The organism is Streptomyces sp. NPDC006733 (assembly GCF_040636125.1).
Lineage (GTDB): Bacteria > Actinomycetota > Actinomycetes > Streptomycetales > Streptomycetaceae > Actinacidiphila.
The window spans coordinates 62925-86351 of the sequence record NZ_JBEYJD010000018.1; the positions used below are offsets into that span (position 1 = coordinate 62925).

Consider the following 23427-nt stretch of genomic DNA (forward strand, 5'->3'; position numbering starts at 1 on the left):
GGGACCGCTGCGGTCCTGCCGGGGGGTCGGAGCCGGTTACCGGTCTCCGAAGATCGTGCGGTGCCAGTCCTTGCGGACGATCGCGGTGTTGTCGTACATGACGTGCTTGACCTGCGTGTACTCCTCGAAGGAGTACGCCGACATGTCCTTGCCGAAGCCGGATGCCTGGTACCCGCCGTGCGGCATCTCGCTGAGGATCGGGATGTGGTCGTTGATCCAGACGCAGCCGGCCCGCATCTCGCGGGTGGCCCGCCCGGCGCGGAAGACGTCGCGGGTCCAGGCGGACGCGGCCAGGCCGTACGGGGTGTCGTTGGCGAGCGCCAGGCCCTCGTCGTCGCTGTCGAAGGGCAGTACGACCAGCACCGGGCCGAAGATCTCGGACTGCACGATCTCGCTGTCCTGCGCGGCGCCGGTGATCAGGGTCGGGCGGTAGTACGCGCCCGCCGCCAGCTTGTCGCCGGGGGCCTCGCCGCCGGTGACGACGGTGGCGTACGCGCGGGAGCGCTCCACGATCGCCGCGACGCGGTCCCGCTGCAGGTGCGAGATGAGCGGGCCGAGGTCGGTCGACGGGTCGAACGGGTCGCCGAGCCGGATGCCCGCGAAGAGGTCGGCCACCCCGGCGACGAACGCGTCGTACAGCGGGCGCTGGACGTAGGCGCGGGTGGCGGCGGTGCAGTCCTGGCCGGTGTTGATCAGGGAGCCGGCGACCGCGCCGTGCACGGCCGCTTCCAGGTCCGCGTCGTCGAAGACCACGAAGGGCGCCTTGCCGCCGAGCTCCAGGTGCAGCCGCTTGACGGTGCGGATGGCGATCTCGGCGACGCGCTTGCCGACGCCGGTCGAGCCGGTGAAGGAGGTCATGGCGACGTCCGGGTGGCCGACGAGGTGCTCGCCGGCCTCCTGGCCCGCGCCGCTGACGATGTTGACCACGCCGTCCGGGATCCCGGCCTCGGTGGCGGCGCGGGCGAACATCAGGGAGGTCAGCGGGGTCAGCTCGGCGGGCTTGAGCACGATGGTGTTGCCCGCGGCGATGGCCGGCAGGACCTTCCAGGCCGCCATCTGCAGCGGGTAGTTCCAGGGCGCGATCGAGCCGACGACGCCGACCGGCTCACGGCGGACGTACGAGGTGTGGTCGGCGGAGTACTCCCCCGCCGCCTTGCCCTCCAGGTGGCGGGCGGCCCCCGCGAAGAACGCGGTGTTGTCGACGGTGCCCGGCACGTCGAACCCGGCGCTCAGCCGCAGCGGCTTGCCGCACTGCAGCGACTCGGCGAAGGCCAGGTCGTCCGCCTGCGCGGCCAGCACCTCGGAGAAGCGGTGCATCGCGGTGGAGCGCTCGCCCGGCGTGGCGCCCGACCAGCCCGGCAGGGCGGCCTTCGCGGCGGCGACGGCGGCGTCCACGTCCGCGGCGCCGGCCAGCTCGTACGTGTACACCGTGTCACCGGTCGCCGGGTCGATCACGGCGTGCTGCCGTCCTGAGGTGCCGGGGCGGGAGGTGCCGGCGATGTACTGGGCCCCGTCCGCGAACCGGTCCTCCACGTCGAAACGGTGGTCCATGGTGTCTCCTCGCATCCGCTTGGCGCCGTGGCCGAAGACTGGATTGGTGGCTGATCCTGGCAGAGTAGCCTTGGGCCAACAAGGGATTCCGTTGTTGCCTTTTGGTTACGCGACGAAATCTGTCTTCCGTGATCTGCCACACAGCGGCTTCTCCGGCGTCCCGAGGCACGATGCCGGAGCGCCGCGCGCGGCGGAACCGTCACACCGCAACCGGTGGCGCGGAGAGCTTTACACTCTGCCCCCGGCAGTGGCGTCAGGCCACGCCGGACGCCGACCCGACCGGAGGTCACACCGTGTTTCCCACCGTCGCCCAGGTCCTGGAACTCGACGCGCTGCGCCGCGGCGCGCCGCGGGTGGTGGCGGGCGCCGCCGGGCTGCACCGGCCGGTGCGCTGGGTGCACATCAGCGAGCTGGCGGACATCGCGGGGATGCTGCAGGGCGGCGAACTGGTGCTGACGACCGGCGTCATGCTCCCCGAGGACAAGGAGTCCCTCGCGCAGTACATCGACGCCCTCGCGGACGTCGACGCGGCCGGGCTGGTGGTGGAGCTGGGCCGGCGGTACGCCGACGTGCTGCCGCGCCCCCTGGTGCGGGCCGCCGAGCGGCGCGGGCTGCCGCTGGTGGCGCTGCGCACCGAGGTGCGCTTCGTGAGCGTCACCCAGGCGGTGCACGCCCACGTGGTGGACGCGCAGCTGACCGAGCTGCGCGTCTCGGAGGCCGTGCACCAGACCTTCAACGAACTGTCGGTGGAGGGCGCCGAGGCCGACGAGGTGGTCCGGGAGGTGGCCCGGATGGCGGGCGCGCCGGTCGTGCTGGAGAACCTCTCGCACCAGGTGCTGGCCTTCGACCCGGCCGGCTCCGACCCCGAGGCGCTGCTGGACGGCTGGGAGCGGCGCTCGCGCGGGGTCGCCCCGGCCGGCAGGACCGGGTACGACCGGCGGGCCGGGTGGCTCGTCACCTCGGTCGGGGCGCGCGGCCGCGACTGGGGCCGGCTCGTCCTGGTCGGCGAGCCGGGCCCGCCGCCGCGCACCTCGGGCGAGGGGCATCAGGTCACCACGAACGGCCCGCACCGGCACGCGGTCCTGCTGGAGCGCGGCGCCGCCACGCTGGCCCTCAACCGGCTGCTGGAGCGCGACCGCGAGTCGCTGGAGCGCCAGACCCACCGGACGCTGCTCTCCGGGATCCTCACCCACGCGCTGACCGTCTCCGACGTCGCGCTGCGCGCACGGGCGCTGGGCGTGCCGCTCGAGGGGCGGCGGCTGGTCGGCGTCATGCTGCGGCTGCGCGGCGGGGCCGCGTCGGCGGCGCTGGAGGCGCAGTCCCGGCTGCGGGACTTCACCGAGAACGTGGCGCTCGCGGTGCGCGAGCGCGGGCTGACCGCGCTGACCGGGGCGCTCGACGACGGCGCGGTCGGCGTCCTGGTGTCGCTGGGCCCGCACGACGAGGAGCACCGGGCGCTGGAGGGGTTCGCCGCCGCGCTGGACCGGATCGTCGACCCGGGCAGCGAGGCGCCCGCGTTCGTGATGGCGGCCGGCTCGTCGGTCGGCTCGCTGCGCGACGCCCGGCGCACCCTGCTGGAGGCGGCGCAGGTCGCCGACGCGGCGCTGCACGGTTCACCGGGCGGCACCGAGCGGCGCCGGGCCGGGACGTACTACCGGCTGCCCGACGTGCGGCTGCGCGGGCTGCTGCACCTGCTGCGCGACGACGCGCGGCTGCAGACCTATGTCGAGCGCGAGCTGGGCCCGCTGCTCGCCCACGACGCGGAGCACGGCTCCGACCTGGTCCGCATCCTCACCGTCTACCTGGACAACGGCCGCAACAAGTCGGCGGCGGCCGACGCCGCGCACCTGTCCCGTCCCTCGTTCTACGACCGGCTGCACCGGGTGGAGCGGATCCTGGGCGTCGATCTGGACCAGGTGGAGTCGTGCCTGTCCCTGCACGTGGCGCTGCTGGCGCTGGAGGCGGTACGGCGCTGACGCCCTAGTCGGCGGGAACGGGGACCGGCAGGTCCCAGTACGCGTAGTCGTAGGAGTCGCCCGGGGACACGTCGACCTCGACGGAGTCCGTGGAGGGGTCGGGGACGACGACGATGAAGTCCAGCGAGCGTTCGGCGCCGGGGGCGAGCTGGCCGCTGAAGCCGTCCTGGCCCGAGATGTCCTTGAGCGGGTTGTCCCCCGCCTCGTCCGCGTACGCCGACACGTCCGCGTAGTCCAGGTTCTCGGTCCTGCTGCCGGTGTTCTTCAGCGTGACGGTGAACTTCATCGCGCTGTCGGAGCCCTCGGTGCTCTTGGGGGCCTGCGCCGGTCCGGGGTCCCGCACGTCGGCGACCGTGACCTGCAGCCCGCCGTCGTACTTCGCGGTCTCGCCGACGGACAGCGGCGAGCCGTACCGGCCCTGGTCGGGTACGCGCATCCCGTCGCCCTCGTCCAGCCAGCCGTTCCCCACGGACACGCCTATGACGACCAGCATCGCGGCGGACAGCACGGTCGCCACGACGCCGAGGATCAGCCCGGCCAGCGCCTGCCCGGGGTTGGTGGACTCCCCGCGCTTGGCGATCCGCCGGCCGACGATGCCGAAGACGATCGCGGCGATCCCCAGCGGGACCCCGAGGACCGCGAAGAAGCACATGACCGACAGCACCGCGCCGACGATGCCCAGCACGAGCGCGGTGAGGCCGTAGCCGTTGCGCGGGCTGGGCGTCCAGCCCCCGTACGGGCCCATCGGGTAGCCGGGGTAGCCCGGGTACCCGCCGCCCGCGCCCGGGAACTGCTCGTACGGCGGGGGCGGATACGCACCACCGGGCGGGGGCGGGTAGGGGCCGCCCGGGGGCGGGCCCTGGTGGCCGTAGAGGAAGCCGTCCGCGTACCGGTCCGTGCCCGGCGCGAGCGGTGGGAGGGGCGGGTCGGTGTCCGCCCCGTCCGACGTTCCCGCTGCCGGCCCGGCCTGCGGCGGGACGTCCGCGGGCGGGGCCCACGGGTTGTGGGGCACGGGGCTGTCGGGCTGGTCGGACATTGCGGCCTTCCTCTGACTACGTCCGGCAATGCTATGGCCTGCGTACGGCAGGGGAAGGCCCTCGCACGGCATGGGTGCCCTCTACGATGGCACCACCGCTGACTTGCTGGAGGATCCGCATGACCGACACCGCAACCGGACGTGTACCCGGCCTCGACACCTTCATCGCCGGGCTGCCCAAGGCCGAGCTGCATGTCCACCATGTCGGGTCCGCGTCACCGAGGATCGTCGCGGAGCTGGCCGCCCGGCACCGCGACTCCCGGGTGCCCACCGATCCCGTCGAGCTCGCCGAGTACTTCACCTTCCGCGACTTCGCCCACTTCATCCAGGTGTACCTCTCCGTCGTGGACCTGATCCGCGACGCCGAGGACGTACGGCTGCTGACCTTCGAGATCGCCCGCGACATGGCCCGGCAGAACATCCGCTACGCCGAGCTGACCGTCACCCCGTACTCCTCGACCAACCGCGGCATCCCGGACCGCGCCTTCGTCGAGGCGATCGAGGACGCCCGCAAGGCCGCCGAGTCCGAGCTCGGCGTCGTGCTGCGCTGGTGCTTCGACATCCCCGGCGAGGCGGGCCTGGCCTCCGCGGAGGAGACCGCGCGCATCGCGACCGAGCTGCGGCCGGACGGGCTGGTCAGCTTCGGGCTCGGCGGCCCCGAGATCGGCGTGCCGCGCCCGCAGTTCAAGCCGTACTTCGACCGGGCCCGCGCGATCGGCCTGCACAGCGTCCCGCACGCCGGGGAGAGCACCGGCCCGGAGACCGTCTGGGACGCGATCAACCTGCTCGGCGCCGAGCGGATCGGGCACGGCACCACGTCGGTCCAGGACCCGCGGCTGCTGGAGCACCTGGCCGAGCACCGCATCGCGCTGGAGGTCTGCCCGACCTCCAACATCGCCACCCGCGTGGTGCGCACACTGGAGGAGCACCCGCTGCGGCAGATGGTCGAGGCCGGGGTGCTGGTCACCATCAACAGCGACGACCCGCCGATGTTCTCCACCGACCTGAACAACGAGTACGCGATCACCGCCCGCCTGCTGGACCTGGACGCGGCCGGTGTCGCCGGGCTGGCGAAGAACGCCGTCGAGGCGTCGTTCCTCGACGCGCCGGGCAAGGCCCGGCTCACCGCCGAGATCGACGCGTACACGGCGGCGTGGCGGTAGCCGTCGCCCATCGCGGCGACCCCTACCGGCACCGGGAGAACACGCTCGCGTCGCTGCGCTCCGCCCTGCGGGCGGGCGCCGACGCGGTGGAGCTCGACGTGCGCCTCACCCGCGACGGCGTCCCGGTGCTCCTGCACGACCCGACGCTGAAGCGGCTGTGGGGCCACCGGGTGCCCGTGGCCGAGCTGACCGCCGAGCGGCTGCGGCAGCTCACGGCCGGCGGCGTACCCACGCTGCACGACGCGCTGACGGCCGCCACGAAGCACGGGACGGGCCGGGTGCTGCTGGACCTGACCGACCCGGACCAGGCCGCCGCGTCGGTGGCCGCGGCGCGGGACGCGGGGGCGGAGTCCCGTACGTACTACTGCGGCGGCGCCGACGCCATGTTCGCGGTGCGGCGGCACGACCCGGCCGCCGAGATCGCCCTGACCTGGACCACCTCGGCGCTGCCCGCGCAGGCGCTGCTCGACGCGGTCCGGCCGCGCTGGATCAACCTGCGGTTCGGCCTGGTCGATCCGGCGCTGGTCGGCTGGGCGCACGAGCGGGACCTGCTCGTCGCGGCCTGGACCGCCGACCTGCGGCGCACCATGGCGCGGCTGCTCGCGCTCGGCGTGGACTCGATCACCACCAACCGCCTGGACGTGCTGCGCGGGCTCCTGGACGGCCCGTCGGCCGCACCGGCGGTCACAGGCCCACGATCAGGTTCCACCGGTCCTCGAACTCCGGGCGCTCCTGCGGAGTGATGTCCCGGGCCACGACGAGGCGCTTGCGCATCTCGTCGTCGGGGAAGATCAGCGGGTCCTCGGCCAGCGCGGCGGTGTCCTCGTCCTTGGACGAGGCGAGCACGTCGCGCGCGGCCGGCACCGGGCAGACGTAGTTGACGTAGGCGGCCAGCTCGGCGGCGACCTCGGGCCGGTAGTAGTAGTCGACGAGCGCCTCGGCGTTGCTCTTGTGCTCGGCCAGGTTCGGGATCATCAGGCTCTCGGCCCACAGCTCGGCGCCCTCCTGGGGCACGACGAACTCGATGTCCGGGTTGTCGGACTGCAGCTGGACGACGTCGCCCGAGTACGCCTGGCAGGCCAGCACGTCGCCCGAGGACAGGTCCTTGGTGTAGTCGTTGCCGGTGAAGCGCCGGATCTGCTTGCTGCGCACCAGGGAGGCGACCTGGTCGGTCATCCGGTGGAAGTCGTCCGCCGTCCACTTCGCGACGTCGACGCCCTGGCCCTGCATGAGCAGCGCGAACGCCTCGTCCATGCCGGACAGCAGCGTCACCTTCCCCTTGAGGTCGGGGGCCCACAGGTCCGACACGTGCTGGATCTCGCGCCCCAGCGCCTTCTTGTTGTAGGCGATGCCGGTGATGCCGGACTGCCACGGCACGGCGAAGCGGCGGCCGCGGTCGAAGGCCGGGTCGCGCAGCAGCGGGTCCAGGTACCTGGTGACGTTGGGCTGCCGGGAGCGGTCCATCTCCTGCACCCAGCCCAGGCGCACGTACCGCGCCGACATCCAGTCGCTGACGACGATCAGGTCGCGGCCGATGTCCTGGTGGTTCATCAGGGCCGGGCTGATCTTTCCGAAGAACTCGTCGTTGTCGTTGATCTCCTCGGTGTACTGGACCTTGATCCCGCTGCGCTCGGTGAACGCGTCGAGCGTCGGCCGCCGCTGCGCGTTCTTCTCGTCGACGTCGATGTAGAGCGGCCAGTTGGCGAAGTTCAGCTTCTTGTCCTGCGCCGAGCGGTCGCGGGCCGCCCGGTCCGCCGCGTCTATGTGCGCCGGCGGTACGCCGCACGCCGAGGCGGCGGCCAGCAGCCCTGCCAGCCCGAATCCACGCAGCACCGAACGACGGGAGAGATCACTCATGCGGCACACCCTCCCTTCCGCGGGCCGCCCGGGGCAACGAGCGATGCGTCAGCCGTACCCCCCACCTGCCTGACACTGTGTCGCGCGGCCGGGACGCGCCGCGGCCCCGGACGCGGGGTGCGCGTCCGGGGCCGGGGTGCCGCTGGAGTTCCGGGGCGGGTCAGCCGTCCAGGGACGTCATGACGTGCTTGATGCGGGTGTAGTCCTCGAAGCCGTACGCGGAGAGGTCCTTGCCGTAGCCGGACTTCTTGAAGCCGCCGTGCGGCATCTCGGCGACGAGCGGGATGTGGGTGTTGATCCACACGCAGCCGAAGTCGAGGCGCTTGGACATCCGCATCGCGCGGCCGTGGTCCTTGGTCCACACCGAGGAGGCGAGGGCGAAGTCGACGCCGTTGGCGTACTCGACGGCCTGGTCCTCGTCGGTGAAGGACTGGACGGTGATGACCGGTCCGAAGACCTCGTTCTGGATGATCTCGTCGTCCTGCTTGAGGCCGGAGACGACGGTCGGGGCGTAGAAGTACCCCTTCTCGCCGACCCGGTGGCCGCCCGCCTCGACCTTGGCGTGCGCGGGCAGCCGCTCGATGAAGCCGCTGACCTGGGCGAGCTGGTTGGCGTTGTTCAGCGGGCCGTAGAGTACGTCCTCGTCGTCCGCGGCGCCGGTCCTGGTGTCGGCGGCGGCCTTGGCGAGCGCGGTGGTGAACTCGTCGTGGATCGACTCGTGGACCAGCACGCGGGTGGCGGCCGTACAGTCCTGGCCTGCGTTGAAGTACCCCGCGACCGCGATGTCCTCGACGGCCTTGGCGATGTCGGCGTCGCCGAAGACCACGACGGGCGCCTTGCCGCCGAGCTCCAGGTGGACGCGCTTGACGTCCTTGGCGGCGCTCTCGGCGACCTGCATGCCGGCGCGGACGGAGCCGGTGATGGAGGCCATCGCAGGGACCTTGTGCTCGACCATGGCGCGGCCGGTGTCGCGGTCGCCGCAGACGACGTTGAAGACGCCCTTGGGCAGCACCTCGCCCAGGATCTCGGCGAGCAGCACCGTCGAGGCGGGGGTGGTGTCGGACGGCTTGAGGACGACGGTGTTGCCCGCGGCGATCGCCGGGGCGAACTTCCACACGGCCATCATCATCGGGTAGTTCCACGGCGCGACCTGCGCGCAGACGCCGACCGGCTCGCGGCGGACGATGGAGGTCATGCCCTCCATGTACTCGCCGGCGGAGCGGCCCTCGAGCATCCGGGCCGCCCCCGCGAAGAAGCGGATCTGGTCGACCATCGGCGGCAGTTCCTCGCTGGCGGTGAGGCCGAGCGGCTTGCCGGTGTTCTCGCTCTCCACGGCGACCAGTTCGTCGGCCCGCGCCTCGATCGCGTCGGCGGCCTTCAGCAGGGCGCGCTGGCGGGCCGCCGGCGTGGCGTCGCGCCAGGCCGGGAAAGCGGCCTCGGCGGCGGCCATCGCGGCGTCGACGTCGGCGGCGGCGGAGAGCGGCGCGGTGGCGTAGACCTCACCGGTGGCCGGATTGACCACGTCCGTGGTCCGCCCGTCGGCGGCGTCGCGGAACTCTCCATTGATGTAGTTGCGCAGACGCTTGAGCTCGCTCACTGCACCTCTCCTGTCCTGTGTCCGATGGGTGAGACGCTTCCAGAGTAGTGGAGCCTAGCCGCACCACTGCCGTGTTCGACATACCCACTCCCCCAGAACGATGGAATCAGTGAGATTCGAGCACCATAACCACGAATTTCATCGTTCAGGGGTTGCGTGACCGTCGACCTCTCCTGCACAGTGGGACTCGTGGCCACTCGTAGTACGGATCCGAAGAACCCCACCGGCCCCGGAGTGCTCGACTCCGTCTCCAAGGCGATCATCGAGCAGCTCCAGGAGGACGGGCGCAGGCCCTACGCCGCGATCGGCAAGGCCGTGGGCCTGTCCGAGGCAGCCGTGCGGCAGCGCGTCCAGAAGCTGCAGGACCAGGGCGTCATGCAGATCGTCGCCGTCACCGACCCGCTCACCGTCGGCTTCCGGCGGCAGGCGATGGTCGGCATCAACGTCGAGGGCGACATAGAGCCGGTCGCCGACGCCCTCGCCGAGATGGGCGAGGTCGAGTACGTCGTCATCACGGCGGGCTCGTTCGATCTGCTGATCGAGATCGTCTGCGAGGACGACGACCACCTGCTGGAAATGATCAACAAGAGGATCCGCGCGCTGCCCGGCGTGCGGACCACCGAGAGCTTCGTTTACCTGAAGCTCCGGAAGCAGACCTACACCTGGGGAACCAGATAGCCATGAACGCGGACCTCTCGAAGACCGCGTACGACCACCTGTGGATGCACTTCACCCGCATGTCGTCGTACGAGAACGCCCCTGTGCCGACCATCGTGCGCGGCGAGGGCACGTACATCTACGACGACAAGGGCAAGAAGTACCTCGACGGCCTCTCCGGGCTGTTCGTGGTCAACGCCGGTCACGGCCGCCACGAGCTCGCCGAGACCGCGTACAAGCAGGCCCAGGAACTGGCCTTCTTCCCCATCTGGTCGTACGCCCACCCCAAGGCCGTGGAACTGGCCGAGCGGCTGGCGAACTACGCGCCCGGCGACCTGAACAAGGTCTTCTTCACCACGGGCGGCGGCGAGGCGGTCGAGACCGCCTGGAAGCTCGCCAAGCAGTACTTCAAGCTCACGGGCGAGCCGACCAAGTACAAGGTCATCTCCCGCGCGGTCGCGTACCACGGCACCCCGCAGGGCGCCCTGTCGATCACCGGCCTGCCGGCCCTCAAGGCCCCGTTCGAGCCGCTGGTCCCCGGTGCGCACAAGGTGGTCAACACCAACATCTACCGCGCCCCGCTCTTCGGCGACGACCCGGTGGCCTACGGCCGCTGGTGCGCCGACCAGATCGAGCAGGAGATCCTGTTCGAGGGCCCGGAGACCGTCGCCTGCGTCTTCCTGGAGCCGGTGCAGAACGCCGGCGGCTGCTTCCCGCCGCCGCCCGGGTACTTCCAGCGGGTCCGCGAGATCTGCGACAAGTACAACGTGCTGCTCGTCTCCGACGAGGTCATCTGCGCCTTCGGCCGCCTCGGCACCATGTTCGCGTGCGACAAGTTCGACTACGTGCCGGACATGATCACCTGCGCCAAGGGCATGACGTCGGGCTACTCCCCGATCGGCGCCTGCATCATCTCCGACAAGCTCGCCGAGCCGTTCTACAAGGGCGAGAACACCTTCCTGCACGGCTACACGTTCGGTGGCCACCCGGTCTCCGCGGCGGTCGGCCTCGCCAACCTCGACATCTTCGAGCGCGAGGGCCTCAACCAGCACGTGCTCGACAACGAGGACGCGTTCTTCAACACGCTGAAGAAGCTGCACGACCTGCCCATCGTCGGCGACGTCCGCGGCAACGGCTTCTTCTACGGCATCGAGCTCGTCAAGGACAAGGTCACCAAGGAGTCCTTCACGGACGAGGAGACCGAGCGCGTCCTGTACGGCTTCCTGTCGAAGGCGCTCTTCGAGAACGGCCTGTACTGCCGGGCCGACGACCGCGGCGACCCGGTCGTCCAGCTCGCCCCGCCGCTGATCTCCAACCAGGAGACCTTCGACGAGATCGAGGGCATCCTGCGCGCCGTCCTCACCGAGGCGTGGACCAAGCTCTGACCGCTGCGCGGTGACGTCCCCGGCGCGCCGGGCGGCCCCTTCGGGGGTGCGGCCCGGCGCGCCGTCGGCTTCTCCCCGCGCGGAGGCCGCCGTGCGGCCTCCACCGTGTGACATCCCCTCCCGCGGCGTTCCCCGCGCGGTGCGGCCGTACGGGCGACCCGGGCGCCGTGGCTCACCGGGCCGGGCCCGGGAAATCCTTAGCCTGCCAACGCAGTGACCGCTCTCCCCCGCATTCGTTGACCGACCCAGGGGGAACGACTCGCGGAGGTAAGCGGCAATGGTGGCCCCGCCCGACAACGACGTGCTCTGGGCCCGCGCCCTGCGCCACTCCTTCCAGGGCTCTCCCGCGCTGCTCGGCGTCTCGCTGGGTGTGCGCAAGGGCGAGATCCTGGGCCTGCTGGGACCGCGCGGTTCCGGCAAGACCACCCTGCTGCGCTGCCTCGCCGGGCAGTTGCTGCCCGACCAGGGCGAGGTGTGGTTCAACAGCGCCCCGGTGCACACCCTGCCGGCCGCCGCGCGCGAACGGCTGCGCCGCGACCGGTTCGGCTGGATCGGCGGCACCCCGCAGCTGCTGCCGGAACTGACCGCCCGGGAGAACGCCGCCCTGCCGCTGCTGCTGCGCGGCGCCTCGCACCGCGCCGCCAAGAGCACCGCGCAGGAGTGGCTCGACCGCCTGGACGTCGGCTCGGTGGCCCGCAAACGGCCCGCGGACCTGCTCCAGGCGCAGCGCCAGCGGGTGGCGATCGCCCGCGCGCTGGTCACCCTCCCCGAGGTGATCTTCGCCGACGAGCCCACCGCGCCGCTGCACCGCGCGGACCGCGCCCAGATCCTGCGGACGCTGACCAGCGCCGCCCGCTCGCACGACATCACCGTGGTGCTCGCCACGATCGATCCCGAGGTCGCCGCCGTGGCCGACCGGATCCTCACCATCGTCGACGGCCGCCCGGCGGCCGGCATGCCCGCCCAGGACCGGGAGGGTGCCGCGTCGTGCTCAGCCTCCGTGTAGCCCGCGGTTCCGTCCCCACGGTCCTGCTCCGCCGGCTGTCCGTGGCCGCCGCGGCCGCGGGCACCGGCTTCCTGCTGCTGGCCGCGCTCGGCTACGCCCTGGGGCACCCCGGCGAGCCGTCGGCGTCCAGCGCCCGGCTCGCCTGGTGCCTGGTCCCGTTCGCCATCGCCCTGCAGCTGTCGGTGGCCGTCTCCCGGGCCGAGCCCAGCGGGCGGCTGCACGCCGGACTCGCCGCCGTCGGACTCGGCCGCAACGGCGTGCCGCTGCTGGCCGCCGCCGCCAGCGCGCTCTCCTGCGGGCTGGGCAGCGCCGTCGCCCTGGTGGCCTTCCTGCGGCTGCGCGGCACGTCCGTCGAAGCGCTCGGCCCGGACCGCCCGCTGCCCTTCGCGGGCGCGCTGACGCTGCTCGCCGCCGTACCGCTGCTCGCCGCGGCCGCCAGCGCCGCCAGCCTGTGGCCGCGCGGGGCCGCCCCCTCGGGCCCCGCGTCGGCCGACGCCGACGACCCGGACGCGCCCTCCGCGGTCAGCGCCCCCGCGGGTCTGCCGTGGGGCGTCGCGCTCACGGCCATCGGCCTCGCCATCGAGGTGACCGCCGACGACCTGAGCCGCTCCACCGCGACCGACCTGATGCCGCTGCCCGGCGGCCTCGGCAACACCGCCCCCACCGTCCTGGCCGGCTGGGCGCTGATCGCGGCCGGCATGGTGCTGGCGGGTCCCGCGCTCGTCCACGCCTGCGGACGCCTGCTGGCCGCCGTGCGGCCCGGCGCCCTGCGGCTGCTCGCCGGCCGCGCCCTCCAGGAGGAGGCGGGCCGGATCGGCAGGCCGGTCGGCGTGCTGTGCGCCATCGCCGCCGGGGGGCTCGCCGCGCTGCAGCTCTACGGCACCGGCGACCGGAAGCTCGGCCCGCTCACCGGCTTCGCCGCCGCCCTGATCGTCCTGTCCGCGCTCGCGACCGTGCTCACCGCCGCGCTGGAGGCCCGGCGCAGCCGCGAGCACCGCACCGCCGCCCTCGTCCAGCTCGGCGCCCCCGCGAGCCTGCTGCGCACGGCCGTCGGGCTGCGCTGCGCGATGGTGCTGGCGGTCGTCGTCCCCCTGACCGTCCTGATCGCCCAGCTCGCGGCGTCACCCCTGGGGGTCTGAGGTTCCCGGAGGCCCCGAGCGGCGCCCCGGGCGGCGCTAGGGTGCAGCGGTGCTCACCGACTCCACGCCGCACGGCGGCGCCCACGACCGCGAGATCGAAACACCCGAGGAGTTCGACCGGGCGGCCGCCACCGGCTCGCTCGCCGGATACCGCCTGCAGGCCGTCGAACTGACGGGCCGCACGGCCGCGCTGCTGGCCCTGGACCCGGCGGATGCCGTGTTCCTCGGCTGCCCCATGGCGCCCGAGGCCCTGGCCCACGTACGGGCCGGCGGGGCGATGGTGTTCCCGCCGGTCCCGTACCTGCCGTTCGACCCCTACCGCGGCACCCTCTACACGCCCGAGGCGCTCTACGACGGGCTGGCCGCGGGGTACGCCTCGACACCCGACGCCCTCGCCTACGACTGGTTCCGGCGCACCCGGGCCGACGGCGACATACTCGCGTCGATGCTGCGGAGCATCCACGACGACGCCGTCTCGGACGCCCTCGACGAGACGCTCGCCGGCGAGCGGGTGGTCGGCGTCATGGGCGGCCACGCCATGGAGCGCGGCAACGACGCGTACGCGGGCGCGGCCCTCCTCGGCCGGACGCTCGCCCGCTCGGGGCTGACCGTCGCCACCGGCGGCGGGCCGGGCGCCATGGAGGCGGCCAACCTGGGCGCCTACTGCGCCCCGTTCGCGGACCGGGTGCTCGGCGAGGCGCTGCGCACGGTGGCGAAGGCGCCCCTGTTCACGCCGTCGATCGGCGACTGGGCGGCGGCCGCGTTCGCGGTCCGCGAGCGCTGGCCGGACGGCGGCCCGTCCGTCGGCATCCCGACGTGGTTCTACGGCCACGAGCCGCCGAACGCGTTCGCCTCGCACATCGCCAAGTACTTCGCCAACGCGGTCCGCGAGGACGGCCTGCTGGCCCGCTGCACCGCCGGCGTGATCTTCCTGCCGGGCGCGGCCGGCACCGTCCAGGAGATCTTCGACAACGCGACGCCGAACTACTACGGGTCACGGGGCGAGCCGACCCCCATGGTGCTGGTCAACCGCGAGCACTGGACCCGCGACCTGCCCACCTGGCCGCTGCTCGAAGCGCTGGCAAGGGACCGTCCCATGGCGGGGCGCATCGCGCTGGTCGACTCCGTGGACGAGGCCCCGGAGGCACTGGCCCGGCTCACCGCCGCCGCTACGGCTACCGCTACCGTTACCGCTACCGGCTGAGGACCACGACGTCCTCGGCGGTGAACGCGACGCCCACCTCGGTGCCGGCCTCCGGCGCGTCCCGCAGCGAGCAGGCCGCCTCCAGCGGCGGGCCGTCCGCCGGACGCAGCAGCAGGGTGACCAGGTCGCCGCGGAATGTCCTGGCCGTCACCGTGCAGGGCAGCCCGTCGCGCACGCCCGTCAGCCGTACCCCGGCGGGGCGGACCAGCAGCCGGCACGGCCCCTGCGGCGCGCCGGGCTGCACCGGCACCTTGCCCCACGGGGTGTCGGCCGCCTCGCCGAGCACGGTGGCCCCGACGACGTTGTCGAAGCCGAGGAAGCGGGCGACGAACTCGGAGGCGGGCCGCCGCCACACCTCCAGCGGCGTGCCGCTCTGTGCGATCAGGCCGTCGCGCATGACCACGACCCGGTCGGCGAGCGCGAACGCCTCGCCCTGGTCGTGGGTGACGGCCAGCACGGTCGTGCCGAGCCGCCCGAACAGCTCGCGCAGCTCCACGACGAGCCGCTCGCGCAGCCCCCGGTCGAGCTGCCCGAGCGGCTCGTCGAGCATCAGCAGCTTCGGCTCGGGCGCCAGCGCGCGGGCCAGCGCCACGCGCTGCTGCTCGCCGCCGGAGAGCGCGGCGATCGCGCGCCGCTGCGCGCCCGGCAGGCCCACCATGTCGAGCAGCCGCGCGACCGTGCGCTCCGCCTCGTCGCGCCGGGTCCCGCGCATCCGCAGTCCGAAGGCGACGTTGCCGCCGACATCGCGCTGCGGGAAGAGCTGGTGGTCCTGGAACATCAGGCCGAGGCCGCGCCGGTGGGTGGGAACGCCCGCCTGGTCGCGCCCGTCGAGCAGCACCCGGCCGGCGTCGACCGCCTGCAGCCCGGCCACCGCGCGCAGCAGGGTGGACTTGCCGCTTCCGCTGGGGCCCAGGACGCACACCGTCTCGTGGGCGGCGACCTCCAGGTCCACGGCGTCGAGCGCCGCGCGCTGCCCGAAGCGGACCGTGACGCCGTCGAGCCGCAGGAGCGGGGTGCGGGATGCCGGGGGTGCCATCTAGAACTCTCCTGATCCTGAACGGTCGGTGCGCAGCCGCTCCAGTGCGAGCAGCGCCGCCGCGCACACCAGCATCAGGACGGTGCTCAGAGCCATCGCCTGCCCGTAGTTCAGCTCCCCGGCCCGCCCCAGCAGGCGGGCCACCGCCACCGGCAGCGTCGGGTTGTCGGGCCGCGCGATGAACACGGTCGCGCCGAACTCGCCGAGCGAGACGGCGAACGCGAAGCCCGCCGCGATCAGCAGCGCGCGGCGCACCAGCGGCAGGTCCACCTCGCGCCAGGCCCGCCAGGGCGAGGCGCCCAGCACCGCCGCCGCCTCGCGCAGCCGCTCGTCGACCGCGCGCAGCACGGGCAGCATCGTGCGGACCACGAACGGCACCCCGACCAGGGCCTGCGCGAGCGGCACCAGCAGCCACGTCGACCGCAGGTCCAGCGGCGGCTCGTCGAGGGTGATCAGGAAGCCGAAGCCGACGGTCACCGCCGACGTGCCCAGCGGCAGCATCAGCAGCGCGTCGAACCCGCGCACCAGGCGGCCCGCCCGCCGGGTCAGCGCGGCGGCGGCGAGGCCCCCGACGACCAGCGCGATGAGCGTGGCCACCGCCGCGTACCGCAGGGAGTTCCCCACCGCCTCGATGGGTGCGACGACGAAGCTCCCGCCGGTCTCGGGGACCGTCAGCAGCGCGCGGTAGAAAGCGAGCCCGTAGCCGTCGGGGCCGTCCAGCGACCGCGCCACCAGGACGCCGAGCGGCACCAGGATCAGCAGGACGACGACGGCCAGCACCGCCCACAGCAGCGCCCACTGGGCCGCGCCGCGCGGACGCCGCGAGGTGTGCGCGGCGTCGACGAGCCGCAGCGTGCTCTCCCGGCGGCGCACCGTCCACGCGTGCAGCGCGAGGATCGTGGCGACCGCCGCGAACTGCACCAGGGTGAGCACGGCGGCCGTCGGCAGGTCGAGGAACTGCGCGGTCTGCTGGTAGATCTCCACTTCGAGCGTGGAGTACTTCGGCCCGCCGAGGATCTGGATCACGCCGAAGGACGTGAAGGTGAAGAGGAAGACCATCAGCGCGGCGGCGGCCACGGCCGGTCCCAGCGCCGGCAGCGTCACCCGGCGCCACGCCTCGAAGCGGCCGGCGCCCAGGACCCGGGCCGCCTCCTCCTGGCGCGGGTCGAGCTGCGACCACAGCCCCCCGACCGAGCGGACGACCACGCCGAAGTTGAAGAAGACGTGGGCGAGCAGGATCGCCCAGACGGTGGTGTCCAGCCGGACGCCCCACAGGTCGTCGAGCACGCCGCCCCGCCCCAGCAGCGCCAGGAACGCCGAGCCGACCACGACCGTCGGCAGCACGAACGGCACCGCCACCACCGCCCGCAACAGCCCCTTGCCGGGGAACGAGAAGCGCGCGAAGACGTACGCCGCCGGGAGCGCGACCAGCAGCGTCAGCCCGGTCGAGACGACCGCCTGCCAGGCGGTGAACCAGAGCACCCGCAGGATCTCCGGGTCGCTCAGCACCTCACCAATCCGGCCGAACCGCCACACGCCGCCGTCACGCAGGCCGCGGGTGACGATGGCGGCCACCGGATAGGCGAAGAAGACCCCGAAGAACGCGGTGGGCACGGCCATCAGGCCGAGCCGCACCGCGGCGGCGCGCGGGAAGCGCCGGGGGGCCGCTCCTGCTACTTCAGAACGAGCGAGGACCATGCCTTGACCCACTGGTCACGGTTCTTGGCGATCTCGTCGGGCGCCACGGTGGGCGGGGTGTCGATCTTCACGCCGTACCGGGTGAACTCGGCGGGCAGCGCCGCGTCCTGCCGGGCCGGGTTCACGAACATCTGCAGCGGCATGTCCTGCTGGAACGTCTTGCTCAGCAGGAAGTCCAGCAGCGCCTTGCCGCCCGCGTCGTTCGTGCCGCCCTTGAGCAGCCCGGCGAACTCGATCTGCCGGAAGCACGTACCGGTCGCGACGCCGGTCGGCCCCTGCGCCGGCAGCGGCTTCACGCCCAGCACCTCGGCGGGCGGGCTGGAGGCGTACGACACGACGAGCGGCTTGTCGCCCTTGCCCTTGCCGCCGGCCGAGCCGGAGAAGCGGTCGTTGTACGCCTGCTCCCAGCCGTCGACGACCTCGACGCCGTTGGCCTTGAGCTTCGTCCAGTACTCCTTCCAGCCGGCGTCGCCGTACTTCGCGATCGTGCCGAGCTGGAAGGCGAGGCCCGGGGAGGACGTCGCGGCGTTCTCGGTGACCAGCAGGTTCTTGTACTCCGGCTTGACCAGGTCGTCGAAGGTGGCCGGCACGGCGAGGTGGTGCTCGGCGAAGTACTTGCGGTCGTAGTTGACGCAGACGTCGCCGGAGTCGACCGGGGTGACCCGGTGCTTCTCCTTGTCGAGCTGGAGCGCGGCCGGGACCTGGTCGAGGCCCTTGGCCTCGTACGGCGTGAACAGGTCGTTGTCGAGGGCCCGCGACAGCAGCGTGTTGTCGACGCCGAAGAAGACGTCGCCCTGCGGGTGCCCCTTCGACAGGATCGCCTGGTTGACGGCCGCCCCCGCGTCGCCGCCGGCCAGCACCTTCACGGTGTAGCCGGTCTGCTGGGTGAACGCCTTGAGCACGGCAGGCGAGGCCGCGAAGGAGTCGTGGCTGACGAGGGTGACGGTCTTCGACGGCGTCGCCTTCGTGCCGTCGGCCTTGTCGTCGGAGCCGCCGCAGGCGGCCAGCGTGGTCGCCCCGAGGGCGGTGGCCAGGACCGCCGTCGCGGCGCGCCGAAGGTTGGTGTTCATGAGCGGTTGACTCCCTACGCCGGCATTACCCGGATCAGGTCCGAGGGTCTGCGGCCGCACCGGCTTCGTTTCGCCGGTGGCCGCACTCTCAGCGCTGGTGCGCTCCCCTGTCGGAAATGTTCAATTGTACGAATCTACGAGCGCCACAGTAGCAGCGCGCCCGCGGTCACTCCCCGGAGGCCGCCAGCTGCCCGCACGCTCCGTCGATCTCGCTGCCGCGGGTGTCCCGGACGGTCACCGGCACCCCGTGCGACTCCAGCATCCGCACGAACGCGCGCTCGTCCTCGGGCCGCGAGGCCGTCCACTTCGAGCCGGGCGTCGGGTTGAGCGGGATGAGGTTGACGTGCACCCGCTTGCCCTTGAGCAGCCGCCCGAGCAGGTCGGCGCGCCACGCCTGGTCGTTGATGTCCTTGATCAGCGCGTACTCGATGGAGATCCGCCGGCCGGACACCTCGGCGTAGTGCCACGCGGCGTCCAGCACCTCGCGCACCTTCCACCGGGTGTTGACCGGCACCAGCGTGTCGCGCAGCTCGTCGTCGGGAGCGTGCAGCGACACCGCGAGCCGGCACTTGAACCCCTCGTCGGCGAACCGCATCATCGCCGGCACCAGCCCGACCGTCGACACGGTGATCCCGCGCTGCGACAGCCCCAGCCCGTCCGGCTCCGGGTCCGTCAGCCGCCGGATCGAGCTGATGACGCGGTTGTAGTTCGCCAGCGGCTCGCCCATGCCCATGAACACGATGTTGCTCAGCCGGGCCGGCCCACCGGGGATCTCGCCGTCGCGCAGCGACTTCATCCCGGCGACGATCTGGTGCACGATCTCGGCCGTCGAGAGGTTCCGGTCGAGCCCCGCCTGCCCGGTCGCACAGAACGGACAGTTCATCCCGCACCCGGCCTGCGAGCTGATGCACATGGTCACCCGGTCCGGGTACCGCATCAGCACGGACTCGACGAGCGTCCCGTCGAACAGCCGCCACAGCGTCTTGCGCGTCGTGTCGTTGTCGCAGCTGATGTGCCGCACGACCGACATCATCTCGGGCAGCAGCCCGTCCGCGAGCTTGTCGCGCGAAGCCGCCGGAATGTCCGTCCAGGCGGCCCGGTCGTCGTCGTAGCGCGCGAAGTAGTGCTGCGACAGCTGCTTGGCACGGAACGGCTTCTCGCCCAGCTCGACGACCGCCTCCCGTCGCTCGGCAGGAGTGAGATCGGCGAGATGCCGCGGGGGCTTCTTGGCCCCACGCGGCACGGCAAAAGTGAGTTCTCCGGGTACAGGCATGGTGCTACCAGTGTCGCAGACGCAGCAGGTAGCTCCACGCCCGACGCCCTCGCCGGGGACGGCCCCACTCCGAGCTCCTCCACCAGGAGCCCCACGGCTGACTGCCTCACCGAACCGGCGGCCGCTTCCGACCCGACGTCCTCCTGGCCGCCCGTCCCGGCGGGAGGCGGTCAGCCGGTTCCCACGAAGATGACCAGCAGCAGCCACACCACCGGCGCTGTCGGCAGGAGGGAGTCCAGGCGGTCCATGATGCCGCCGTGGCCCGGGAGGAGGGTGCCCATGTCCTTGATGCCGAGGTCTCGCTTGATCATGGATTCGCCGAGGTCGCCCAGGGTGGCGCTGACCGCGGTCACCAGGCCCAGGATCAGGCCCTGCCACCACTTGCCGCCGTCGATCAGGTACTGCATCGACAGGGCGCCGGCCGTCATCGCGAAGGCGATGGCGCCGAAGAGGCCGGCGCGGGTCTTGCCGGGGCTGATGCGGGGGGCGAGGAGGCGGCGGCCGAAGCGCCAGCCGACGGCGTAGGCGCCCGTGTCGCTGATCACGGTGAGCAGGAGGAAGACGAGGACCCGCCAGGGGCCGTCGTCCGCGGCGAGCATCATCGACACGAAGGTGGCGAGGAAGGGCACGTAGAAGGCGGCGAAGATGCCCGCGGTGACGTCCCGCAGGTAGTTCTCCGGCGGCTCGGTCATCCGCCACACGAGGATGGCGAGCGACGTGAGGGCCACCGCGACCCACGCGCCCTCGGCGCCGCGCGCGTACCCCGCCACCACCATGGCGACGCCGCCGACCATGAGGGGCACCAGCGGGATGCGGATGGCCTTCTTCTCCGCGAGGCGGGAGGTGAGCTCCCACAGGCCGACGACGACGGCGAGCGCCACCACGCCGACGAAGGCGGCCTTGACGATGAACAGCGAGGCGACGATGACCGCGCCCATGCCGACGCCGACCCCTATCGCGGCCCGCAGGTTGCGGCCTGCGGACTTCTTCACGGGCGGGGTGGGTTCGGGTGACGGCTCGGGCGGCATACGAGGAGTCTGCGCTGCGTCGAGCGCATCCTGCGCGAAACCCGCCGAGCCGTCGCCCGGTCCCCCCGCCGGCGTTTCCCAGTGGCCGGAGCGCGGCGTGGCACTCCAGGAGGAGTCGTTCACTGAGTTTCGCCTCGCGTTGTCGATCAGGACCAGGCGTCCGGCCTGGTGTTCTGGCGGGGGGTGCGGGGGTCACCCCCCGGAAGAGAACGTCGGGTCGGACCGCTCAGCCGCAGCGGTGCGTCAGACCTCGAGCAGCTCGGCTTCCTTGTGCTTGAGCAGCTCGTCGATCTGGGCCGTGTACTTGCTGGTCGTGTCGTCGAGCTCCTTCTCGGCGCGGCGCACGTCGTCCTCACCGGACTCGCCGTCCTTGACGAGCTTGTCGAGGGTCTCCTTGGCCTTGCGGCGGACGGCGCGGATCGAGATCTTCGCGTCCTCGCCCTTGGTCCTGGCGACCTTGATGTAGTCCTTGCGGCGCTCCTCCGTCAGCTGCGGGAACACCACCCGGATGATGCGGCCGTCGTTGCTCGGGTTGACGCCGAGGTCCGAGTTGCGGATCGCCTCTTCGATGTTGCGCAGCGCGCTGACGTCGAACGGGGAGACCACCGCCATCCGGGGCTCCGGCACCGAGAAGGAGGCCAGCTGGTTGATCGGCGTGACGGCGCCGTAGTACTCGGCGACGATCTTGTTGAACATCGCGGGGTGCGCACGGCCGGTGCGGATCGCGGCGAAGTCGTCCTTCGCGACGATGACGGCCTTCTCCATCTTCTCCTCGGCCTCGAGGAGGGTCTCTTCAATCACCATGTGCTCCTGGTTTTCAGAAGGCAGAGCCTGGCCCCTGCGCGCGTCTTTCCTGCACGGTGTCCGACCGGCAGCCTGTTGTCCATCCCCGGTGCGGGCGGTTAGGCCCGCGTGCCCTGGTCGTTGACGAGCGTGCCGATCTTCTCACCCTTTACGGCTCGCGAGATGTTTCCCTCGGCGAGCAGTTCGAAGACGAGGATCGGCAGCTTGTTGTCACGGCACAGGGTGATCGCGGTGGCGTCGGCGACCTTGAGGTCCCGCGAGATGACCTCGCTGTACTCCAAGGCGTCGTACTTGACCGCGTCCGGGTTGTGCTTGGGGTCGGAGTCGTAGACCCCGTCTACCCCGTTCTTGCCCATGAGCAGCGCCTGGGCGTCGATCTCCAGGGCGCGCTGCGCGGCGGTGGTGTCGGTGGAGAAGTACGGCATGCCCATGCCGGCGCCGAAGATGACGACGCGGCCCTTCTCCAGGTGCCGCACGGCGCGCAGCGGGATGTACGGCTCGGCGACCTGGCCCATCGTGATGGCGGTCTGCACGCGGGTCTCGATGCCCTCCTTCTCCAGGAAGTCCTGGAGGGCGAGGCAGTTCATGACGGTGCCGAGCATGCCCATGTAGTCCGAACGGGCCCGGTCCATGCCGCGCTGCTGGAGCTCCGCGCCGCGGAAGAAGTTGCCGCCGCCGATGACGATGGCGATCTCGTAGCCCTCTTGGACGACGGCCGCGATCTCGCGGGCGATCGCGTGGACGACGTCCGGGTCGACGCCCAGTCCGCCGCCTCCGGCGAAAGCCTCGCCGGACAGCTTCAGCAGGTACCGGCTCCGCGGGGCCCCGGCGCCGGGCGCGGTGCCGGTCCGGGAGTCGCTGGCCTTGTCGGCGGCCTTGTCGGCGCCCTCATCCATGGAGATCTCCTCATGCGCGTACGAAGAAGGCCATTGCCGTGGGTCCACGTGGGTTCCCTCTACGGCAATGGCCTCCTCGTCACTACTGCGGTCGGCCGGCGGGCGGCCGACCGCGTCCGACCCTAGCGGGGTCGTCGGTCATTCGCTGGCTGGCTCAGACACCGACGCGGAAACGCGCGAAGCGCTTCAGCGTGACACCGGCCTCGTCCAGGACCTTCTGGACGGTCTTCTTGCTGTCCTTCGCGAAGGACTGCTCAAGGACGGAGTTCTCCTTGACGTAGCCCGTCACACGGCCCTCGACGATGCGGGCGAGCGCGGCCTCCGGCTTGCCCTCCTCGCGCGCGGTGGCCTCGGCCACGCGGCGCTCGTTCTCGAGCACCTCGGCGGGGATGTCCTCGCGGGACAGGAACAGCGGCGAGAACGCGGCGATGTGCTGCGCGACGTCCTTCGCGACCTCGGCGTTCTCCTTGTCCAGCTCGACCAGCACGCCGACCTGCGGGGGCAGGTCCGGGCTGGTGCGGTGCAGGTAGGAGGCGACGTAGCCATCGGTGAACTGCGCGAAGCGGCTCAGCACGATCTTCTCGCCGAGGGTGGCGTTGGCCTCGTCGACGAACGCCTGGACGGTCTGGCCGTCCTTGATCTCGGACGCGAGCAGCGTCTCGAGGTCGGCGGGCTTGGTGGCGGCGACGTGCGCGGCCAGCGCGTCGGCGACGGTGACGAACTTGTCACCCTTCGCGACGAAGTCGGTCTCGCAGTTGAGCTCGAGGAGCACACCCTCGGAAGCGCCCTCGGCGATCAGGGAGACGACGGCACCGTTGGAGGCCGAGCGGCCTTCGCGCTTGGTGACGCCCTTCTGGCCCTTGACGCGGAGGATCTCGACGGCCTTGTCCAGGTCGCCTTCGGCCTCTACGAGAGCGTTCTTGCAGTCCATCATGCCGGCGGCGGTCAGCTCGCGGAGCTTCTTGACGTCAGCGGCGGTGTAGTTCGCCATGGTCGTTGCGTCTCTTCCCGATGAGAGTCGGTTGATCTACGGGTCAACGGCGGGGGCCGA

At 72.1% G+C, this 23427-nt stretch carries 20 protein-coding genes and 1 riboswitch; of the genes, 8 read left to right on the forward strand and 12 right to left on the reverse strand.

The genetic code is table 11. The features are described from left to right. Nucleotides 1-36: 36 nt before the first annotated feature. On the reverse strand, nucleotides 37-1551 hold the full coding sequence (locus tag ABZ721_RS17815; protein WP_358789555.1) for a gamma-aminobutyraldehyde dehydrogenase: 1515 nt from the start codon (nucleotides 1549-1551) through the stop codon (nucleotides 37-39). A gap of 293 nt (nucleotides 1552-1844) precedes the next feature. On the opposite strand from ABZ721_RS17815, the gene ABZ721_RS17820 reads away from it, so the two are divergent. Next, complete coding sequence (locus tag ABZ721_RS17820; RefSeq protein WP_358789556.1) at nucleotides 1845-3527, forward strand: PucR family transcriptional regulator ligand-binding domain-containing protein; 1683 nt, start codon at nucleotides 1845-1847, stop codon at nucleotides 3525-3527. A gap of 4 nt (nucleotides 3528-3531) precedes the next feature. On the opposite strand, the gene ABZ721_RS17825 is transcribed toward ABZ721_RS17820, so the two are convergent. After that, nucleotides 3532-4563, reverse strand: coding sequence for a DUF4190 domain-containing protein (locus ABZ721_RS17825; RefSeq protein ID WP_358789557.1), 1032 nt, complete (start codon nucleotides 4561-4563; stop codon nucleotides 3532-3534). A 119-nt stretch (nucleotides 4564-4682) separates the two neighbouring features. Between ABZ721_RS17825 and ABZ721_RS17830 the strand changes: the two genes are divergently transcribed. Together ABZ721_RS17830 and ABZ721_RS17835 are read left to right on the forward strand one after the other, a co-directional pair. Then, entirely contained in the window at nucleotides 4683-5726 is a 1044-nt protein-coding gene (locus tag ABZ721_RS17830) for an adenosine deaminase (RefSeq protein WP_358789558.1), read from the forward strand. After that, nucleotides 5717-6469: a glycerophosphodiester phosphodiesterase gene (locus tag ABZ721_RS17835; protein WP_358789559.1), complete on the forward strand. Its 753-nt coding sequence runs from the start codon at nucleotides 5717-5719 to the stop codon at nucleotides 6467-6469. Before ABZ721_RS17830 ends, ABZ721_RS17835 begins: the two co-directional genes overlap by 10 nt. On the opposite strand, the gene ABZ721_RS17840 is transcribed toward ABZ721_RS17835, so the two are convergent. Then, entirely contained in the window at nucleotides 6411-7583 is a 1173-nt protein-coding gene (locus ABZ721_RS17840; protein ID WP_358789560.1) for a spermidine/putrescine ABC transporter substrate-binding protein, read from the reverse strand. The two genes, ABZ721_RS17835 and ABZ721_RS17840, sit on opposite strands and share 59 nt — an antisense overlap. Before the next feature lie 160 nt (nucleotides 7584-7743). Further along, a complete protein-coding gene (locus ABZ721_RS17845) occupies nucleotides 7744-9180 on the reverse strand; it encodes a gamma-aminobutyraldehyde dehydrogenase (protein ID WP_358789561.1) in 1437 nt (478 codons plus the stop codon). Between the two features lie 189 nt (nucleotides 9181-9369). On the opposite strand from ABZ721_RS17845, the gene ABZ721_RS17850 reads away from it, so the two are divergent. The 5 genes from ABZ721_RS17850 to ABZ721_RS17870 all read left to right on the forward strand — a co-directional run bounded on the left by ABZ721_RS17850 (nucleotide 9370) and on the right by ABZ721_RS17870 (nucleotide 14571). Further along, entirely contained in the window at nucleotides 9370-9858 is a 489-nt protein-coding gene (locus ABZ721_RS17850) for an Lrp/AsnC family transcriptional regulator (protein WP_358789562.1), read from the forward strand. A 2-nt stretch (nucleotides 9859-9860) separates the two neighbouring features. After that, a complete protein-coding gene (locus ABZ721_RS17855; protein ID WP_358789563.1) occupies nucleotides 9861-11222 on the forward strand; it encodes an aspartate aminotransferase family protein in 1362 nt (453 codons plus the stop codon). 277 nt (nucleotides 11223-11499) lie between these two features. Further along, nucleotides 11500-12228 carry an ATP-binding cassette domain-containing protein gene (locus ABZ721_RS17860; protein ID WP_358789564.1) on the forward strand — a complete coding sequence of 243 codons (729 nt, stop codon included), beginning with the start codon at nucleotides 11500-11502 and terminating at the stop codon, nucleotides 12226-12228. Further along, nucleotides 12210-13367: a hypothetical protein gene (locus ABZ721_RS17865; protein WP_358789565.1), complete on the forward strand. Its 1158-nt coding sequence runs from the start codon at nucleotides 12210-12212 to the stop codon at nucleotides 13365-13367. Before ABZ721_RS17860 ends, ABZ721_RS17865 begins: the two co-directional genes overlap by 19 nt. 49 nt (nucleotides 13368-13416) lie before the next feature. Further along, entirely contained in the window at nucleotides 13417-14571 is a 1155-nt protein-coding gene (locus ABZ721_RS17870) for a Rossmann fold nucleotide-binding protein (protein ID WP_358789566.1), read from the forward strand. Here the strand turns inward: ABZ721_RS17870 and ABZ721_RS17875 are convergent. The 8 genes from ABZ721_RS17875 to tsf all read right to left on the reverse strand — a co-directional run bounded on the left by ABZ721_RS17875 (nucleotide 14561) and on the right by tsf (nucleotide 23367). Next, complete coding sequence (locus tag ABZ721_RS17875; protein WP_358789567.1) at nucleotides 14561-15607, reverse strand: ABC transporter ATP-binding protein; 1047 nt, start codon at nucleotides 15605-15607, stop codon at nucleotides 14561-14563. The two genes, ABZ721_RS17870 and ABZ721_RS17875, sit on opposite strands and share 11 nt — an antisense overlap. Continuing rightward, the gene (locus tag ABZ721_RS17880) at nucleotides 15608-17227 is read right to left on the reverse strand and encodes an iron ABC transporter permease (protein WP_358789630.1); all 1620 of its coding nucleotides are present in this window, start codon (nucleotides 17225-17227) and stop codon (nucleotides 15608-15610) included. It abuts the gene before it with no gap. Between the two features lie 53 nt (nucleotides 17228-17280). Further along, nucleotides 17281-18375, reverse strand: coding sequence for a thiamine ABC transporter substrate-binding protein (locus ABZ721_RS17885; protein WP_358789568.1), 1095 nt, complete (start codon nucleotides 18373-18375; stop codon nucleotides 17281-17283). Then, nucleotides 18370-18494, reverse strand: a riboswitch (TPP riboswitch). Its footprint overlaps the gene before it by 6 nt. Before the next feature lie 47 nt (nucleotides 18495-18541). After that, nucleotides 18542-19648 carry a 23S rRNA (adenine(2503)-C(2))-methyltransferase RlmN gene (rlmN, locus tag ABZ721_RS17890; RefSeq protein WP_358789569.1) on the reverse strand — a complete coding sequence of 369 codons (1107 nt, stop codon included), beginning with the start codon at nucleotides 19646-19648 and terminating at the stop codon, nucleotides 18542-18544. Between the two features lie 170 nt (nucleotides 19649-19818). Then, nucleotides 19819-20799 carry a phosphatidate cytidylyltransferase gene (locus ABZ721_RS17895; RefSeq protein ID WP_358789570.1) on the reverse strand — a complete coding sequence of 327 codons (981 nt, stop codon included), beginning with the start codon at nucleotides 20797-20799 and terminating at the stop codon, nucleotides 19819-19821. A gap of 120 nt (nucleotides 20800-20919) precedes the next feature. Continuing rightward, nucleotides 20920-21477: a ribosome recycling factor gene (gene frr, locus ABZ721_RS17900; protein ID WP_358789631.1), complete on the reverse strand. Its 558-nt coding sequence runs from the start codon at nucleotides 21475-21477 to the stop codon at nucleotides 20920-20922. A 101-nt stretch (nucleotides 21478-21578) separates the two neighbouring features. Beyond that, nucleotides 21579-22376: a UMP kinase gene (gene pyrH / locus ABZ721_RS17905; RefSeq protein WP_358789571.1), complete on the reverse strand. Its 798-nt coding sequence runs from the start codon at nucleotides 22374-22376 to the stop codon at nucleotides 21579-21581. A 154-nt stretch (nucleotides 22377-22530) separates the two neighbouring features. After that, the gene (tsf, locus tag ABZ721_RS17910; protein WP_358789572.1) at nucleotides 22531-23367 is read right to left on the reverse strand and encodes a translation elongation factor Ts; all 837 of its coding nucleotides are present in this window, start codon (nucleotides 23365-23367) and stop codon (nucleotides 22531-22533) included. Between the last annotated feature and the right edge of the window lie 60 nt (nucleotides 23368-23427).

Coding starts and splice junctions, on each gene's coding strand:
- ABZ721_RS17815 (WP_358789555.1), bottom strand. CDS start 1,551: ATGGACCACCGTTTCGACGTGGAGGACCGGTTCGCGGACGGGGCCCAG.
- ABZ721_RS17825 (WP_358789557.1), bottom strand. CDS start 4,563: ATGTCCGACCAGCCCGACAGCCCCGTGCCCCACAACCCGTGGGCCCCG.
- ABZ721_RS17830 (WP_358789558.1), top strand. CDS start 4,683: ATGACCGACACCGCAACCGGACGTGTACCCGGCCTCGACACCTTCATC.
- ABZ721_RS17840 (WP_358789560.1), bottom strand. CDS start 7,583: ATGAGTGATCTCTCCCGTCGTTCGGTGCTGCGTGGATTCGGGCTGGCA.
- ABZ721_RS17855 (WP_358789563.1), top strand. CDS start 9,861: ATGAACGCGGACCTCTCGAAGACCGCGTACGACCACCTGTGGATGCAC.
- ABZ721_RS17860 (WP_358789564.1), top strand. CDS start 11,500: ATGGTGGCCCCGCCCGACAACGACGTGCTCTGGGCCCGCGCCCTGCGC.
- ABZ721_RS17875 (WP_358789567.1), bottom strand. CDS start 15,607: ATGGCACCCCCGGCATCCCGCACCCCGCTCCTGCGGCTCGACGGCGTC.
- ABZ721_RS17880 (WP_358789630.1), bottom strand. CDS start 17,227: ATGGCCGTGCCCACCGCGTTCTTCGGGGTCTTCTTCGCCTATCCGGTG.
- ABZ721_RS17885 (WP_358789568.1), bottom strand. CDS start 18,375: ATGAACACCAACCTTCGGCGCGCCGCGACGGCGGTCCTGGCCACCGCC.
- rlmN (WP_358789569.1), bottom strand. CDS start 19,648: ATGCCTGTACCCGGAGAACTCACTTTTGCCGTGCCGCGTGGGGCCAAG.
- pyrH (WP_358789571.1), bottom strand. CDS start 22,376: ATGGATGAGGGCGCCGACAAGGCCGCCGACAAGGCCAGCGACTCCCGG.
- tsf (WP_358789572.1), bottom strand. CDS start 23,367: ATGGCGAACTACACCGCCGCTGACGTCAAGAAGCTCCGCGAGCTGACC.